Origin of the sequence: Vibrio sp. 99K-1, assembly GCF_013114585.1 — a bacterium.
Taxonomy (GTDB): Bacteria; Pseudomonadota; Gammaproteobacteria; order Enterobacterales; family Vibrionaceae; genus Vibrio; species Vibrio chagasii_B.
Genome location: NZ_VTXF01000014.1, coordinates 69,694 through 86,203, shown reverse-complemented (window position 1 = coordinate 86,203; position 16,510 = coordinate 69,694). Strand labels below are relative to the sequence as shown.

The following is a 16,510-nucleotide window of genomic DNA, read 5'->3' as shown; positions in this document are numbered from 1 at the left end:
AAACACGCTTATTTACAGGATAAATTTGAGATTGGTAGACCTTTCAGCGTAAACTGAAAGCAACAAAGGAGGGCGTGTGTTTCCTATCTTATTATTACTATTTATCTTCGTACCCATCATTGAGATTGGGCTATTTATTCAAGTTGGTGGCTTCTTAGGATTGTGGCCAACTATTGCGTTAGTGTTGATTACTGCATTTGTTGGTGCCTCACTGGTTCGTAGCCAAGGCATTCAAACACTGATGTCTGTTCAAGGTCGCTTGCAACAAGGCGAGATGCCGGCACAGCAGATCCTTGAAGGTGTGATGCTGGCGGTGGCTGGCGTACTGCTGTTGACTCCAGGCTTTATGACAGACGCTCTGGGTATGTTGGTATTGTTGCCAGCACCAAGAGCCATGATTGCTAAGAAAATGATGGAAAAAATGGTGGTTAAAAACATGTCTGGCGGTTTCCACGCTGGCGGACAAGCTGGTTTTGGTCAGAGTCCATTTGGAGATGATCCATTTAACCGCGACCCATTTGACCAATCAAAAGGCGGCAACACCTTTGAAGGTGAGTTTGAGAAGAAAGACGACGATAACGATCGTAACCGCTTAAACTAACCTTTTTACTTAGATAGAAAGACAACAACTGAAAAGGCTCTTACCTTTATCCTTCGTAAGAAAGAGATAATGGTAAGAGCCTTTTTTATTGCGTATTAGCGATTACGGATAATAGGTGTTTAAGGGGTTGGTTATACCGCGCCTTCAAAGCCCATTTGTCGCCATGCTTCAAACGCGATGATTGCTACAGCATTGGATAGGTTCAGGCTGCGTGCGTCTGGCATCATCGGAATGCGAATACGTTGCTCCATTGGCATACTTTCGATGAACTCAGCGGGCAGGCCGCGTGTTTCTGGGCCAAACATCAATACATCGCCTTGTTGGAACTTGGCATCGACGTGGTGACCTGTGGTTTTAGTGGTGCAGGCAAAGATGCGGAAGTCACCCTCGCGTTCATTTTCTAGATACTCAAGAAAAGCTTCTAGGTTCTTGTGACGTTTAACACGCGCTAGGTCGTGGTAATCCAAGCCAGCACGACGAACTTTCTTCTCTTCAAAATCAAAGCCAAGTGGTTCAATTAAATGCAGGTTTGCGCCGCAGTTAGCACATAGGCGGATGATGTTACCCGTATTGGGTGCAATTTCAGGTTCGTATAGAGCGATATCAAACATGTTGGTTCACAAGAATAATCAAAGATAGCCAGAGTATACGGTGGCAAGCTGAGTGAGTACAGTTCACCACCATTAGCTTATGCTTTATTCGTGAGTGCTTGTGCGTAGTTTTCAGAAACCGCATTCCAATTCACTACGTTCCACCATGCGTTGATGTAATCAGGACGGCGGTTTTGGTAGCTGATGTAGTAGGCGTGCTCCCAAACATCGAGCGCCAGAATCGGCTCACCATTACTGGCAACTGTATCCATCCAAGGGTTGTCTTGGTTTGAGGTTGAGATGATCTTCAGTTGTCCTTTTTCTACTACTAACCAAGCAAAGCCAGAACCGAAGGTATTAATAGCGGCTTGAGCGAACTGATCTTGGAATGTTGTGAAATCTCCGAATGTGCTTTTAATCGCTTGACCAAGCTCGCCTGTCGGCTCTCCGCCACCGTCTTGAGACATACAGTTCCAATACAAAATATGGTTGTAGTAGCCGCCACCATTGTTACGAACTGCTGGGCTGTGCTGAGAAATATTAGCGAAGATTTCAGTGAGAGATTGCTGTTCAAGCTCGCTACCAGACACCGCAGCAACAAACTTATCGTAATAGGTTCTATGGTGCTTGCTGTAGTGCACTTCCATCGTTTTTGCATCGATGTAGGGTTCTAGAGCATCGTAGGCGTAGGGCAGCTCAGGGAAAATGTGAGACATGGTAAATCCTCCTTAATTAGAGGATTTACCATAATGATAATAACAATCATTATCAACTGCGATCTTTGTGGGGGTATTACAGTGGCAGGATAGGCAGAGTAATTTCGAGCTGTAATCCACCGAGTTTACTGCGGCTCGCGGTAATCGTTCCGCTATGTTGGCGAATCGCACTCTCGGTAATAGTCAGCCCAAGCCCGGTGCCACCAGAATTACGGTCACGAGCGGTAGAAACACGGTAGAAAGGTCTGAAGATAGAATCGAGTTCATCATCAGGCACACCATCACCGTTGTCATTGACGCAAATAGTCAGCTGATCTTGCACTACGTGGAATTGCACATCGACTTGGTCTTTTCCGTAGTAAATGGCGTTGCGCGTAATGTTGTCTAAGGCACTCATCAGTAGCTTAGGATTACCTGAAATTGAACGCTCAGGGATTTCTGAGAATGTCAGCTCTTTACCCATCTGTTCGGCTTCAAACTGCGCGTCTTTTAAGATCTCTTCCCACAAGCTCGATATCGGCTGAACTTCACGAGTAATGTGGCTATCAACCTGCATGCGCGAGAGGGTCAGTAGTTCACTGATCATCTGTTCCAAGCGTTGCGCTTCTGTATCAATACGCTCGAGTTCTGGACTCTCTCCTTGCTTACGAATCGCCAGTGCATTGGCCATGCGAAGCCGTGTTAAAGGCGAACGTAGCTCGTGTGAGATATCAGAAAGCAAGCGCTGTTGCCCTGAGATCATCTGGTTTACGGCCTCAACCATTTGGTTAAAGCTTTCACCCGCTTGTCTGAATTCTGATGTGCCTTTTTCAAGTGTTGGATCGACTTCGAATTCGCCTTTCGCTACACGTTGTGCAGCACGTTCAAGTCGGCGAGCTGGCTGGCTGAGTGCCCAAGCTAACCAAAGTAATAGTGGGGTACTGGCTAGCATCACGGCAAGCAACAGCTGCAGTGGTCTATCAAATAGTCGCAGTAAGAACGGCGGCGGCTGGTTCCACTTTACTCCGGCGTACATAAGTAGTTCTTCACCTGCCAGCTTGATTGGTACAGGACCAGCAACCATGTAGTGCCCGTAAAGCTTCTGCTTTGGTACTTCTGGGTTATCAATTGAGGTTACAAAGTTGCGAATCGCCTTAAGTTTGTAGTCTGAATGTCTTTTGGAGGTTAGGACTGCACCTTCAAGATCGGTCAGATAGAGACGTGCACGAGAGTCTTTGCGGCTGCGTGGTGCTTCAAGTTGAAAGACAATTTTGCCGAGATTAGGCTCTTTGGCGTAGCGTTTCTCTGTAGCCTTGGCGATACGTTCTAATTTATTGAGGTGATCGGCGGGCACATCACGCGCTACTCGCGGGTCTAGATGTGGTAGTGAGAGTACGGATAAAAGCACCAGTAACATGGTGAACCAAAAGATGGCAAAGATACGTCCATATAAGCTAGTGATTTTAGGAATGCGCATTAATCCTCCTCTACCAATAGGTAGCCACGACCACGTAAGGTTTTGATGCGTGATTTACCATCGCTACGTTCTGGAATCTTTTTACGTAGGTTAGAGATGTGCATGTCTATCGCACGGTCAAATGCTGCAAGCCTTTTGCCCAATACATCTAAGCTTAACGCTTCCTTGGTGATTACTTGACCCGGGTTTTGAATCAGATGACTCAATAGAGCAAACTCGGTGGTAGTAAGGTCGATGAGCTGACCATTACAGTAAGCTTCTTGCTTACCCGGGAAGACCTCAATGTCTTGATATTGGATCCTATCGCTGGCGGCTTTTGGAGTACTCGTGGTTTGCGTACGGCGCAAGATGGCGCGAATACGAGCGAGTAACTCGCGGTCGCTAAACGGCTTTGGTAAGTAATCATCTGCACCAAGCTCCAGGCCGATCACACGGTCGATCTCTTCCCCTTTCGCCGTCAGCATTAGCACTGGCGTTTCCCAATGTTCTCTTAACTTCTTGAGTGTTTCCATGCCGTTCAGGCGCGGCATCATCACATCCAAAAGAATCAGGTCAATCTCATCATTGATCGCTTCGAGCCCTGCGTAGCCATCATTGGCTTCAGAAACAGTGAAGCCCTCAAAGCTAAGAATGTCTTTAAGTAAGCTCGTTAGCTCGGTGTCGTCATCAATAAGAAGAATGTTCGCCATGGGAAAGCCTTAATCGGTTAGTTACAGGTTAATAATACTGCTAATTATTCGTCAGCTTTCACTCTTTACGATTCTTTACGCTTTCTAAACGTCACTTTACGAGGGAAAGACTAATCTATATTCAAGCGCTGAGATACAGACGCAATACATGACTTATTATACCGAATTGAGGCAACAATTATGAAAATGACGAAGAAACTTGTACTAGCAGCTGCGGCACTTCCACTTATGTTAGGTACAGCAAGTGCGTATGCATTTGGCGGCGGTGACAAGGGCGACCACAAAGGCATGCACGGTAAATGTGGTGGCTTCGACAAGAAAGTGATGCGTCAACTAGAACTAACTGATGCACAAAAAGAACAGTTAAAAGAGATGCGTGAAGCGAACCGTGCTGAGATGAAAGCAAAACACGCGGGCAACAAGTCAGACAAAATGGCGCAAATGAAAGCGCACCATGAGAAAGTTCAAGCATTGGTATTAGCTGAAAACTTCGATGAAGCAGCAGCGAACGACCTAGCAAGCCAAATGGTTGAGAAGCAAACTGAGCGACGCGTGGCAATGCTTAAGAAGCAACACGAAATGATGAGCGTGCTAACGCCTGAGCAAAAAACTCAACTGAAAGAAATCCAACAAGAGCGCATGACTAAGTGTGCTGAAAAAATGGAAAAACGCATGAACAAAGACAAGTAATTCGAGCTTGATTAAGCAGCTTTGAATGAAAGTATTTAGAAAAAAGCGGCCGTGTGCCGCTTTTTTTGATCTCTTAAAATGAATGTCTTACATCATGGCTGTCATATTCAATTGATTATTTGCAGGTTATACTTTGTGCTATTAGTCACTTTATAGCCAAGTTATGAAACAAGAATACGCACGTTTAGTTACGCTGGCCGCTTGGGCAGCGACCACCATCGCCACTATTTTGTTGATAGTAAAAGTCGCAGCTTGGTGGGTGACAGGTTCGGTGAGTCTGTTGGCTTCCGTAGTCGATTCAATGTTGGATATCGCCGCTTCGGTCGTTAACTTATTGGTTGTTCGCTATTCTCTTCAGCCTGCCGACAAAGAACATACCTTTGGTCATGGTAAGGCAGAATCACTCGCTGCATTAGCACAAGCGATGTTTATCTCAGGCTCGGCTTGTTTCCTCATTCTTAATGGTGTCGAGCGTTTCTTTAGACCTCATGAGCTCAACTCGCCGGAAATCGGTATTTACGTCAGCTTGTTTGCGATAGTGATGACGTTTGGCCTAGTTCGATTCCAAAAACACGTGGTCAAGAAAACAGGCAGCCAGGCGATTGCCGCTGATTCACTACACTATCAATCTGACCTTTACATGAACGCGGCCATCATGCTGGCCCTAGCATTGAGCTGGTTTGGCATTGGCCAAGCGGACTCTGTATTCGCGGTGGGTATCGGTATCTACATTCTTTACAGTGCTTATCAAATGGCGATGGAAGCGATTCAATCTCTGCTTGATCATAAGCTACCGGATGAAGAGCTAAAACAGATTAAAGAGGCATCGTTGAGCATCGAAGGCGTGTTGGGTGTACATCAATTACGAACGCGTCGTTCGGGGCCAATTCGCTTCATTCAATTGCACTTAGAACTTGAAGATGAGATGCCACTTATTGAAGCGCATCGCATTTCTGATGAAGTAGAGGCTAAGCTTATCTCTGTGTTCCCTGATGCTGATGTATTAATTCATCAAGATCCGTATTCGGTGGTGTTTGGGCCAGAGAAACAACAAAAGTTTCATTCGTGGTAATGAGCACGAAAACTAGGCAGCAAATGGTAAGTGGATGGCTTTTGAACTAGAGTGAGTAGAAATTGCGAACGCTTTGGTGATTCAAAAACCACCTTAGTAACAATTAATGTTGATTCTGATGTGAATCAACAAAGTTACTGAGTAAAACTGTAATACTCTTACAGAAGTAGAAATGTTACATAATTTTTCGCGATTTAAGTGCTATTCCTGTTGAGGAAATGTAACATAACGCACAAATATAGATTTAAAATCTTGTTGATATACAATCAGCAAGAATAAGAATTGAATAATAGATTCCCAAAAATCGAGGGTGAGCATGATTAAGAAGATCGGTGTTTTGACCAGTGGTGGTGACGCTCCGGGCATGAACGCAGCAGTTCGCGGCGTAGTTCGTACCGCGTTATCAGTTGGCATTGAAGTTTACGGTATTTACGATGGCTACCAAGGCCTTGTTGAAAACCGTATCGAGAAGCTTGACCGTTCAAGCGTATCTGATGTGATCAACCGTGGTGGTACTTTCTTAGGTTCTGCACGTTTCCCTGAATTCAAAGACGTTGCTGTTCGTGAGAAAGGCATCGAGAACCTTAAAGAGCACGGTATCGAAGCACTTGTTGTTATCGGTGGTGACGGTTCTTACATGGGTGCTAAGAAGCTGACTGAAATGGGTTACCCATGTATCGGTCTTCCAGGCACAATTGATAACGATATCGCAGGTACTGACTACACAATCGGTTACCTAACAGCGCTTAACACTGTTATCGATTCAATCGACCGTCTACGTGACACGTCTTCTTCTCACCAACGTATTTCTATTGTTGAAATCATGGGCCGTCACTGTGGTGACCTTACGCTTATGTCAGCAATCGCAGGTGGCTGTGAGTACATCATCACTCCAGAGACTGGCCTAGATAAAGAGCAGCTAATCGGCAACATCCAAGATGGCATTGCTAAAGGCAAGAAGCACGCAATCATCGCTCTAACTGAGCTAATGATGGACGCGAACGAACTGGCGAAAGAGATCGAAGCTGCAACGGGTCGTGAAACTCGTGCAACGGTTCTTGGTCACATCCAACGTGGTGGTCGTCCTACTGCGTTTGACCGTGTCCTTGCTTCTCGCATGGGTAACTACGCTGTTCATCTTCTACAAGAAGGCCACGGTGGTCGTTGTGTTGGTATCGAGAAAGAAGAGCTTGTTCACCACGACATCATCGACTGTATCGAGAACATGCAGAACCCAGACCGTTCTGAGCTGTTCCGCGTAGCAGAAGAGTTATTCTAAGCAACGCCTAGCGTAAGCTTAAAGAATTTAAAAACCGCTGATTTATCAGCGGTTTTTTTATGCCTGCTTATTGGGCTTGAGAAATGACAGACAATAAAAAAGGCCAACCTAAGTTGACCTTTCATTCAATTTAAACCGTGATGTCTAAATTAAGCTTTTGCTTTAGCTGCTGCTTTAGCGATAGCTGCGAAACCAGCTGCGTTTAGAGCTGCGCCGCCAACTAGAGCACCATCGATGTCTGGTTGTGCGAAGTAAGCTTCAGCGTTTTCAGGCTTAACAGAACCACCGTATTGGATGATTACTTGCTCAGCTACCGCTGCGTCTTTTTCAGCGATCATTGCACGGATAGAAGCGTGGATGCGTTGTGCATCTTCAGCTGTTGCTGCTTTACCAGTACCGATAGCCCAGATTGGTTCGTAAGCGATGATTGCGCCGTTTAGAGCTTCAACACCGTAAGCGTCGATAACTGCGTTGATTTGACGTGCACATACTGCTTCAGTTTCGCCTGCTTCGTTTTGCTCGTCAGATTCACCGATACAGAAAACTGGCTTCAGGCCGTTCTCTTGTAGGAATTTGAATTTCTTAGCTACGAACTCGTCTGATTCGTTGTGGTATTCACGACGCTCAGAGTGACCGATGATGATGTGAGTTGCACCGAAGTCTTTCAGCATTTCTGGAGACATGTCGCCAGTGAAAGCACCGCTGTTGTTTAGGTCAGTGTTTTGAGCACCTAGGATGATTTTGTTACCGCCTTCAGCGATTAGACGCTCAGCTAGATCGATGTAAAGTGCTGGTGGAGCTACTGCTACGTCTACACCTTCAACGCCTTCAAGTTCAGCGTTAAGACCAGTTAGCAGCTCAGTTACCATTGCTTTGCTACCGTTAAGTTTCCAGTTACCCATCACTACAGGACGACGCATAGGAATATCTCCGTATTTAATCAATTAATGTAAAAAATCTTCGTAAGAATATAACAGATAAAACGCGTTAGATCATGATTGTGGTCATGTCTTTATGGGATCTTATCGATTGGTCAGAGTAGATAACGCTCTTATATCAGTGATCCGACAGACAGAATAATAGCTAACTTCTCGGATTTTTCATCGTTAGTTGGTATTAAGGGACAAACGTTTGCGTTAACAATAGGAAGTAATAATGCCAAATCTAGTTCTAGAGTACTCAAATTCAGTGGACGAGCGAGTGAATATCCAAGGTTTACTAGAAGATCTTCATCAAGTTACATTAAACTGTGGCTTGTTTGATATTCCGTCTGTGAAATCACGCTCTCTACGTTGTCATAACTGGCTAGTGGGTGATGAAGAGGACAGTGTGGACTTTATTCATATCAGCTTTGAATTACTTTCTGGGCGTACCGAAGAACAGAAACGGGAATTGTCACGTTCGTTAATGCAAATCTTACAAGAACAGGCGAGCCATGTTCGAAGCCTAACGGTTAATATTCGAGATATGGACAAAAGTTGTTTTCAGAAAGTGATTAACTGATTCGTGTAATAAAGTATTTACTGCTAACTTTTTGGTAGTGTATTAATTTTTTGAGTATTTTTAGATGTCGATGAAAGATTTACTGCTCTCTTTCAAAGGGAGAATTGGTCGCAAGACTTACTGGATGTGGAACATTTTCTACTATGTCGCGATCACGGGTTTTGCGTCTGGGATTTCGGTACTGTTTCCTGCCTACTCCTATATTTTACTGCCAATCTTCTTGTTGCTACTCGTAATCCCAGACTTAGCGGTGACCGCTAAGCGTTGGCATGACCGTAACAAGTCTAACTACTGGTTACTACTGAATGTACCGCTAGTATTAGGGCGTTTAGCTTCGCCTGTCGCTGCAACATCGGCGGACTCGGTATCACCAATGCACATGGTGGCAACGGTTGCAGCATTAGTGTGTGGTTTATGGATTTTGATTGAATGTGGTTTGTTGAAAGGCACAGAAGGCCGCAACGATTACGGTGAAGATCCAGTATAAGAGTTTTCAGCAGTTAATATAAAGGGAGCATTAGGCTCCCTTTTTGCTTTCTGGAGCTGTCTGATCTAGTACATTTTGGGTTCAGTGTTAGGTCTGAATGGAACCACATTTTCAGGCTGAGGCTCTTCTAAGGTACAGCGCCCTTGGAGCGCGTCTTGGAACTTGCAAACCTGGCAGCGCAGCTCTTGCATCAACACGACATTGACGTGGTGAGGATTTTTACAACGGCTGACGACTAAATCGAGATGGCTTTGCTGAGCTCGAAGTCTGCCTTGCATACTTTCAGAAGCGGAGCAGATCATCTGTTCACACATATCGTGTTTGAATTGGTTGAATGCTTTGGGATCGTTTTGAGCAAGTTGAACCAGTTCATCAAAAGGAGGTAGTTTCTGCTCTGGTTGTGGATGTGCCATCATTCCTTCCTTAGCATTAAGCATGTTTCATATGCTTTAAGCTTAAGAAAGATTTCTGTATAAATTTTGTTCTATCTTTTGATTTCTCAATATTGAGACAAGATCAATCACTTAGCGTTAAGCAGTGGCGACAGGTACTAGGGTGTAGGTACAGCGTCGTTCGCCAGCAATAATATGCTCAGTTCGGCTGACGTAGCACTCATCTTTTAGTAGCTCGGTGAACACGTTGAGCTCAGATTGACACAAGCTCGGGCAACGAGTCGCAGCCTTACAAATAGGGCAGTGGTTTTCAATCAAGATGTAGTGATCGTCGTGTTCTTTCAGTTCTGCCATGTAGCCCTCTTCTTCACGAAGTTGGGTGAGCTTTTCCAGCTTACTGATTAGATTTTCACAATCAGACAGGGCAGATTGATACTGTTTTAAGGTGTGTTGTTCACGCTCGGCAGCGACTTTAGCTAAGCCTTCTTTTCCGAATAGATTCTCTACGGCATCAATGACTTGAATCGTAAGTTCACCATGACGGTCTGAAAACTGACTATGGCCGTGCTGAGTAAGAGACCAGTGACGAGTCGGACGACCGACTTTCACTTTGACATCATGAAACGCGAGAATGCCATCATCTTCCAGGCTTTGCAGATGTTGCCTTGCACCCATTGTCGTCATGCCAAACTCTTCTGACAGCTGTTTGGCCGTTACCGCGCCTTGACGCTTAATGGTCTGTAAGATTTTGTCGCTTGTTTTCATACTATCCCTACCTCATGAACCTTACTATTATGAGGCAAGGTGTTTATAAAGCAAACCATTTACTATTTTGACAGTTACTGACCTATCAATCGCAATGGTGAGAACCTTACAGGGCAATAAAGCAAAAGGCTGATACTTGGTATCAGCCTTTGAATATTCTGTTTCACTCGATATGAGGATTACAGGATGTGACCAACCACTTCTGGGTCTTTACGCTCTAGGTAGTGGATTGATTTGATGCGGCGAATCGTACGGCATCGGCCACGGATAAGTAGCGTTTCTGTTGTAGCGATATTGCCTTGACGAGAAATGCCTTCTAGCAGGTCACCCTTAGTGATGCCCGTTGCTGAGAATACAACGTTGTCGCTGCGCGCCATGTCTTCCATCTTCAATACGATACCAGCGGTTACGCCCATTTCAGCACAACGCTCTAACTCAAGTTCACCGTGTTTACGGTTCTCTTCTGTATCGCCTTTCACTTCGTGACGAGGCAGTAGACGACCATGCATGTCACCGTCCAGCGCGCGAATTACTGCGGCAGAAACTACACCTTCAGGTGCGCCGCCGATGCAGTACATTACGTCGACTTCGCTGTCTGGCATACAGGTTAGGATTGATGCTGCTACATCACCGTCTGGCACTGCGAATACACGAACGCCCATCGCTTGCATCTCTGCAATCACTTGGTCGTGACGTGGCTTAGCCAGTGTGGTGACTACTAGCGTGTCGAGTGTTTTACCCAGAGCCTTAGCAATGTTTACTAGGTTTTCTTTTAACGGTAGAGCTAAGTCGATAGCGCCTTTAGCACCAGGACCAACTACTAATTTTTCCATGTACATATCAGGCGCTTTTAGGAAGCTGCCTTTTTCGCCTGCAGCCAATACTGCTAATGCATTTGATTGGCCCATTGCTGTCATGCGTGTCCCTTCAATTGGGTCAACTGCGATGTCGACAGCGTCGCCGCCTACACCTACGTTTTCACCGATATATAGCATAGGTGCATCATCGATTTCGCCTTCACCAATAACAATTTCACCGCTGATTTCGGTTTTGTTTAGTAGGCTACGCATGACTTCTACAGCAGCGCCATCTGCAGCGTTTTTGTCGCCACGGCCAAGCCACTTGTAACCAGCCAGTGCTGCACCTTCTGTGACACGAGAGAATGACATTGCTAAATCGCGTTTCATGCGGACTCCAAAATTTTCAAAGGGGGAATAGAAATTTCGCGGCGGATTTTACCATATCCAAAAGGAAACGTTTGCCTTTTTGCTTTTTGGAGATTGCTTTTGATCAATGAGCAGTGAAAAACCACTAATATTCATCAAAATAATTGGTTTGCGAGTGTGACTGTAAGAATTAACGTCAATATTCGGTAAAAAGCGCTGTTTTTTTCATCGAATGGCGCAAAATATCGAATATATTGAGTGTTTATCCTTGCTCTGCTGAGTAGAATGGGGAAATAAGTGGAGTGAACCTTCACCATCAAATGGATAACTTAAAGGTAGGCCAGAATGTCTTTTGAAGTACTAGAGCAACTAGAAGCAAAAATTCAAACAGCAGTAGATACGATTGCACTTCTTCAAATGGAAGTGGAAGAGCTTAAAGAAGAGAAACAAGCACTAGCAACTGAAGCTGGTGAGCTTAAAGCAAGCCGTCACGAGTTAGAGCAAAAAACTCAGCAGATGCAAGAAGAGCACTCTGCATGGCAAGATCGCATCCGTAACCTTCTTGGTAAAATGGATGAAGTAGAGTAATTCACTCTTCAGATTTAAAAAAACGCCCGCTACTCAGTAGCGGGCGTTTTTGTTTGTGTTCGTGGTTAATGTGGGTGATTTATGAAGAGCTAGAACTACTCGATCTCTTCTTCATCAGCATCGAGATCAAGTTCAACATCCAAAGGTTCGGCTGAAAGAATAATGCCCGTGTTATCGGCGTAGAGGTAATCTTCCGGTAAGAAGGTCACGCTACCAAAATTAACAGGTACGTCTAGCTCACCGACACCATCTTGGCTTGCTCCAACAGGAATAGAAGCCAGTGCTTGAATGCCTAGGTTCATGTCTTCCAGCTCATCGACTTCGCGAACGCAGCCATACACCACAATACCTTCCCACTCATTGTCTTCGGCAAGTAGGGCCATTTCAGCATCGATCAGCGCTTTACGCAGTGAGCCGCCGCCATCGATTAACAACACACGCCCTAGACCATCTTGCTCTAATACCGAGCGGATCAGAGCGTTGTCTTCAAAGCACTTTAATGTCGTGATTTGTCCTGCGAAAGAGGCACGTCCACCAAAGTTGCTGAACATTGGCTCCACGACATCAACTTGATCCAAATATATGTCGCACAGTGCTGAAGTGTTGTATTCCATTAGTATACCTTTTGAACAATGAGCTTACTTTGAGTATATCGGTGCTTGACCCCTTTGCAATGATTAGTCTTAATTAACTCAATAGAGTTTGAGCTACGACAACCCCTGCAAACAATAGGTTAGTAACCAGCGAGCATTTCACAATCACAGGCATCATAGGTGCTATTTGAGCTGGTTTTTCGGTTTCCCAAACGGCCTTGCCATGCTTGTAGACAATCACAATGCTCAACAAAAATGGCAGGCTGATCCAGACCGGTTTCTCTTGAATCAGTAGGTAGATAGCAAAAGAGACCAGTGCTAACCCAAGTAGCGCAAAGTGGTAATGTTTGGCTTTGCGTTGTCCAAGGCGAACCGCCATTGTGCGTTTGCCACATTCACTGTCGTTTTCAATATCACGCATGTTGTTGATATTAAGTACTGCAACCGCCATCAATCCACAGCCTAACGCAGGAAGGAAGAGGCTTGGTTCCACATGGCCAGTGTGTAGGAAGTAAGTACCTGAAACGCCTAATAAGCCAAAGAAGATAAATACCGATAAGTCGCCAAGGCCGATATAGCCATAAGGCTTATTACCCACGGTGTAAGCGATAGCGGCAACAATGGCCAATACACCTAACGCAATGAAAGAAAGAATGCTTTCAATCGAGGTTAAGGCATGAAAAATCAGAATCAGACCAGCAATCACAGTAAACACGATGTTGAGGATGATCGCCTGCTTCATGGTTTTGGCGGTTACTGCACCGGATTGCATGGCGCGCATTGGGCCTAAGCGGTTTTCATTGTCTGTGCCTTTTACTGCGTCACCGTAGTCATTCGCCAAGTTCGACAAAATCTGTAATAGGGTGGCGGTTAAAAAGGCCAACAGAGCGATCGATAAAGAGAACTGATCGTTGGCGAACGCTAAACTACTTCCTGTAAGAATAGAGACGAGTGCGAGAGGCAGAGTTTTTGGTCGTGCGGCATCAAGCCAAATCATTAGAGATTGTTTCATCGTAAGTCTATTTCGTTGTAAGGACACCTTGATTAGCAGGGCGCCTATATTGTAAGTATTGGTTTCATGCGGTGATTTGAGTATACGCCCATTTTTCAGGTAATAAAAAGCCCACTCGAAAGTGGGCCTTGAATTCGCTTATTAGCTGCTATTTCTTTGAGATAGAGCAATAAGTTGGAGTTTCGTGTGCTACAGGATGAAGCGGCTTAGGTCTTCGTCTTCAACGAATTCACCCAGCTTCGAGTTTACGTAAGCTTGGTCGATCACGAGCGTGCTGCCTGCTTTGTCTGTTGCATCGAATGAAATCTCATCCATCAGGCGTTCCATCACAGTGTGTAGACGACGTGCACCGATGTTCTCAGTGGTTTCGTTTACGCGCCATGCTGCATCAGCGATCTGGTTGATGCCGTCTTCAGTAAACTCAATGTTCACATCTTCTGTCTTCATTAGGGCAATGTATTGCTCTGTCAGAGACGCTTTTGGCTCAGTTAGGATGCGTTTGAAGTCATTCGCTGAAAGCGCTTCAAGTTCTACACGAATTGGTAGACGACCTTGTAGTTCAGGGATTAAGTCCGATGGCTTAGCCACTTGGAATGCACCTGATGTGATGAATAGGATGTGGTCCGTTTTCACCATACCGTGCTTAGTTGATACTGTGCTGCCCTCGATAAGAGGCAGTAGGTCACGTTGAACGCCTTCACGAGATACGTCTGGGCCTGAGCTGTCGCCACGCTTACAGATTTTGTCGATCTCATCGATGAATACGATACCGTTGTTTTCAGCGTTGAAGATCGCGTTCTCTTTCAGCTCTTCCTGGTTCACAAGCTTAGCGGCTTCTTCTTCAGTTAGGGCTTTGAATGCGTCTTTGATTTTCATCTTACGCTTTTTCTTGGTGTCGCCAGCTAGGTTTTGGAACATGCCCTGTAGCTGGTTCGTCATCTCTTCCATGCCTGGAGGTGACATGATTTCAACGCCCATTTGTGGTGCTGCTACATCGACTTCGATCTCTTTGTCGTCTAGCTTACCTTCGCGCAATTTTTTACGGAAAATTTGGCGAGTGTTTGAAGAGGTTGTGTCTTCGCTTGATTGCTCATTCTGACCCCAAGCATCACGAGCTGGTGGTAGTAGGGCATCAAGAATGCGCTCTTCCGCTTGCTCTTCAGCGCGGAACTGCACTTTCTTCATCGCTTGCTGGTGCGTCATTTTGATCGCAACGTCCGTTAGGTCGCGGATGATGGTCTCAACTTCTTTACCTACGTAGCCAACTTCGGTGAACTTAGTCGCTTCTACTTTGATGAACGGTGCATTTGCTAGCTTCGCTAGGCGGCGAGCAATCTCTGTTTTACCAACACCCGTAGGGCCGATCATTAGAATGTTTTTTGGTGATACTTCAACACGCAGGCTCTCTTCAAGCTGCATACGACGCCAGCGGTTACGCAGTGCGATAGCAACTGAACGCTTAGCGTTGTCTTGACCGATAATGTGGCGATTGAGTTCGTGAACAATTTCGCGAGGAGTCATCTCAGACATGGTTTTTCCTTAATTCTTTAATCACTGTTGATACAAGTTTGGGTAGAAGCGTTTGTTATTCTGGCTTTGGCAGTTCAACAGTGCTTTCTAGCTCTTCAACAGTGTGGTGATGGTTGGTGAACACACAGATATCGCCAGCAATATTCAGCGACTTTTCTGCGATTTCACGTGCATCTAAATCAGTATTTTCTAATAGTGCAGTAGCCGCTGCTTGAGCGAAGTTACCGCCTGAACCGATAGCGATTAGGTCGTTCTCTGGTTGAACAACATCACCGTTACCTGTGATGATCAGTGAAGCGGTTTCGTCAGCTACCGCGAGTAGTGCTTCTAATTTACGTAGAGCACGGTCACTACGCCAATCCTTCGCTAGCTCAACGGCAGCTTTGGTCAGATGGCCTTGGTGCATTTGCAGCTTGCTTTCAAATTTTTCGAATAGCGTGAAAGCATCAGCGGTACCGCCAGCAAAACCAGCCAGTACTTTATCATTGTATAGGCGACGCACTTTACGGGCATTGCCCTTCATTACCGTGTTGCCTAGAGATACTTGTCCATCACCCGCGATGACGACTTTATTATTACGACGTACAGATACTATGGTAGTCACGAGTAGGGCCTCTTAATGTTCTTATCTTTGGGTATAAAAAGTATATGAGGATGGTGCTCGGATAATTCAAGGAAGCGCGAGTGATGTCGTGCAACTTATCGGTGTAAGTTTGAAAGAAGATAGAAAAAGCGATGAATAAAAGAAAGCCTCCACAATGGGAGGCTTTCGTTATTTGTCTTTTTTGCGACTGCTTTACTGGAATTATTCGGTGTCTTTCCAGATAGCGCAAGGCTCAATTTTAGCACGCTGCAGCTTGTGGCGGTCTCGCTCTGCATCACGCTTAAGTTTGTATGGTCCTAGTACCACGCGGTACCAGCTGCTGCCATCTTTCTTACGGATTTCACTCGAGATACCTTGGAAGGCGATATCCAACTTACGTGCTTCTGCCTGTGCTGACGTTTTGTAAGCGCCACATTGCATGATGTAAGGGATCTTAGAGATCTCTTGCTCTTTGGCTTTGACTTCGATTTCGCGACTTGGCAGTGTTTCAACGTAGTCCCATTTCTCTTCTGGAGGTGGTGGAATCACTTTGGCTGGTTTTGGCTTCGGTGTTGGTTTACTCACTACTGGAGCCGGTGCTGGTGGCTCAGGATCATTACTCAATAGGTAAAGTCCATAACCAAACCCGCCAACAAGGAGGATCGCCAAAAGACCACTACGCCATGGTTTACGGCGAGGGGCTTGTTTTTTGGTCGGTTTTTTCGTGCCACGACCACGCTTCACATAATCTCTATTAGCCACAAGACAATTCAGTAGTTGGTAATTCTGCTCTCATGG

General features: G+C 45.5%; 20 protein-coding genes. 7 read left to right on the top strand and 13 right to left on the bottom strand.

Annotated elements, in window-relative coordinates:
* The first annotated feature begins 76 nt into the window (after nucleotides 1–76).
* Nucleotides 77–601 (top strand): FxsA family protein, encoded by a 525-nt coding sequence (locus F0228_RS12715; RefSeq protein WP_102426101.1) that lies wholly within the window; start codon nucleotides 77–79, stop codon nucleotides 599–601.
* 131 nt (nucleotides 602–732) lie between these two features.
* Here the strand turns inward: F0228_RS12715 and trmL are convergent, their stop codons facing one another.
* The 4 genes from trmL to F0228_RS12695 form a co-directional block, all read right to left on the bottom strand.
* Nucleotides 733–1,212 (bottom strand): tRNA (uridine(34)/cytosine(34)/5-carboxymethylaminomethyluridine(34)-2'-O)-methyltransferase TrmL, encoded by a 480-nt coding sequence (gene trmL, locus F0228_RS12710; protein WP_009844716.1) that lies wholly within the window; start codon nucleotides 1,210–1,212, stop codon nucleotides 733–735.
* Between the two features lie 77 nt (nucleotides 1,213–1,289).
* Nucleotides 1,290–1,907 (bottom strand): superoxide dismutase, encoded by a 618-nt coding sequence (locus F0228_RS12705; protein WP_171731005.1) that lies wholly within the window; start codon nucleotides 1,905–1,907, stop codon nucleotides 1,290–1,292.
* Between the two features lie 76 nt (nucleotides 1,908–1,983).
* Nucleotides 1,984–3,363 (bottom strand): envelope stress sensor histidine kinase CpxA, encoded by a 1,380-nt coding sequence (gene cpxA, locus F0228_RS12700; RefSeq protein WP_061033602.1) that lies wholly within the window; start codon nucleotides 3,361–3,363, stop codon nucleotides 1,984–1,986.
* Nucleotides 3,363–4,052, bottom strand: a complete 690-nt coding sequence (locus tag F0228_RS12695) for a response regulator (RefSeq protein WP_061033603.1) — start codon at nucleotides 4,050–4,052, stop codon at nucleotides 3,363–3,365. The genes cpxA and F0228_RS12695 overlap by 1 nt, the downstream gene beginning before the upstream one ends.
* Nucleotides 4,053–4,232: 180 nt before the next feature.
* Between F0228_RS12695 and F0228_RS12690 the strand changes: the two genes are divergently transcribed.
* From F0228_RS12690 to pfkA, 3 genes are all read left to right on the top strand, one after another.
* Nucleotides 4,233–4,742, top strand: coding sequence for a CpxP family protein (locus tag F0228_RS12690; RefSeq protein WP_061033604.1), 510 nt, complete (start codon nucleotides 4,233–4,235; stop codon nucleotides 4,740–4,742).
* 163 nt (nucleotides 4,743–4,905) lie between these two features.
* Entirely contained in the window at nucleotides 4,906–5,814 is a 909-nt protein-coding gene (gene fieF, locus F0228_RS12685; protein ID WP_061033605.1) for a CDF family cation-efflux transporter FieF, read from the top strand.
* A 316-nt stretch (nucleotides 5,815–6,130) separates the two neighbouring features.
* A complete protein-coding gene (gene pfkA / locus F0228_RS12680) occupies nucleotides 6,131–7,093 on the top strand; it encodes a 6-phosphofructokinase (protein ID WP_008219637.1) in 963 nt (320 codons plus the stop codon).
* A 149-nt stretch (nucleotides 7,094–7,242) separates the two neighbouring features.
* Here pfkA and tpiA read toward each other — a convergent pair whose 3' ends face one another.
* On the bottom strand, nucleotides 7,243–8,013 hold the full coding sequence (gene tpiA, locus F0228_RS12675; RefSeq protein WP_008219641.1) for a triose-phosphate isomerase: 771 nt from the start codon (nucleotides 8,011–8,013) through the stop codon (nucleotides 7,243–7,245).
* Between the two features lie 235 nt (nucleotides 8,014–8,248).
* Between tpiA and F0228_RS12670 the strand changes: the two genes are divergently transcribed.
* Entirely contained in the window at nucleotides 8,249–8,596 is a 348-nt protein-coding gene (locus F0228_RS12670; RefSeq protein ID WP_008219643.1) for a 5-carboxymethyl-2-hydroxymuconate isomerase, read from the top strand.
* Between the two features lie 64 nt (nucleotides 8,597–8,660).
* Nucleotides 8,661–9,083, top strand: coding sequence for a DUF805 domain-containing protein (locus F0228_RS12665; protein ID WP_008219645.1), 423 nt, complete (start codon nucleotides 8,661–8,663; stop codon nucleotides 9,081–9,083).
* Between the two features lie 65 nt (nucleotides 9,084–9,148).
* On the opposite strand, the gene F0228_RS12660 is transcribed toward F0228_RS12665, so the two are convergent.
* The 3 genes from F0228_RS12660 to glpX form a co-directional block, all read right to left on the bottom strand.
* The gene (locus F0228_RS12660) at nucleotides 9,149–9,496 is read right to left on the bottom strand and encodes a DUF3135 domain-containing protein (protein ID WP_061033607.1); all 348 of its coding nucleotides are present in this window, start codon (nucleotides 9,494–9,496) and stop codon (nucleotides 9,149–9,151) included.
* Between the two features lie 117 nt (nucleotides 9,497–9,613).
* A complete protein-coding gene (locus tag F0228_RS12655) occupies nucleotides 9,614–10,240 on the bottom strand; it encodes a metalloregulator ArsR/SmtB family transcription factor (RefSeq protein ID WP_171731006.1) in 627 nt (208 codons plus the stop codon).
* A gap of 179 nt (nucleotides 10,241–10,419) precedes the next feature.
* The gene (glpX, locus tag F0228_RS12650; RefSeq protein WP_102424375.1) at nucleotides 10,420–11,427 is read right to left on the bottom strand and encodes a class II fructose-bisphosphatase; all 1,008 of its coding nucleotides are present in this window, start codon (nucleotides 11,425–11,427) and stop codon (nucleotides 10,420–10,422) included.
* A gap of 324 nt (nucleotides 11,428–11,751) precedes the next feature.
* Here glpX and zapB point away from each other — a divergent pair, with 324 nt between their 5' ends.
* Nucleotides 11,752–11,994 carry a cell division protein ZapB gene (gene zapB / locus F0228_RS12645; protein WP_008219652.1) on the top strand — a complete coding sequence of 81 codons (243 nt, stop codon included), beginning with the start codon at nucleotides 11,752–11,754 and terminating at the stop codon, nucleotides 11,992–11,994.
* A gap of 95 nt (nucleotides 11,995–12,089) precedes the next feature.
* On the opposite strand, the gene rraA is transcribed toward zapB, so the two are convergent.
* The 5 genes from rraA to ftsN all read right to left on the bottom strand — a co-directional run bounded on the left by rraA (nucleotide 12,090) and on the right by ftsN (nucleotide 16,474).
* Complete coding sequence (rraA, locus tag F0228_RS12640; protein WP_171731007.1) at nucleotides 12,090–12,608, bottom strand: ribonuclease E activity regulator RraA; 519 nt, start codon at nucleotides 12,606–12,608, stop codon at nucleotides 12,090–12,092.
* A gap of 73 nt (nucleotides 12,609–12,681) precedes the next feature.
* Entirely contained in the window at nucleotides 12,682–13,599 is a 918-nt protein-coding gene (locus tag F0228_RS12635; protein ID WP_061033609.1) for a 1,4-dihydroxy-2-naphthoate polyprenyltransferase, read from the bottom strand.
* Nucleotides 13,600–13,788: 189 nt separating this feature from the next.
* Nucleotides 13,789–15,129 (bottom strand): HslU--HslV peptidase ATPase subunit, encoded by a 1,341-nt coding sequence (hslU, locus tag F0228_RS12630; protein ID WP_061033610.1) that lies wholly within the window; start codon nucleotides 15,127–15,129, stop codon nucleotides 13,789–13,791.
* A 55-nt stretch (nucleotides 15,130–15,184) separates the two neighbouring features.
* The gene (gene hslV, locus F0228_RS12625) at nucleotides 15,185–15,733 is read right to left on the bottom strand and encodes an ATP-dependent protease subunit HslV (RefSeq protein WP_004737138.1); all 549 of its coding nucleotides are present in this window, start codon (nucleotides 15,731–15,733) and stop codon (nucleotides 15,185–15,187) included.
* A gap of 201 nt (nucleotides 15,734–15,934) precedes the next feature.
* Nucleotides 15,935–16,474, bottom strand: coding sequence for a cell division protein FtsN (gene ftsN, locus F0228_RS12620; protein WP_032498450.1), 540 nt, complete (start codon nucleotides 16,472–16,474; stop codon nucleotides 15,935–15,937).
* Nucleotides 16,475–16,510 lie beyond the last annotated feature (36 nt).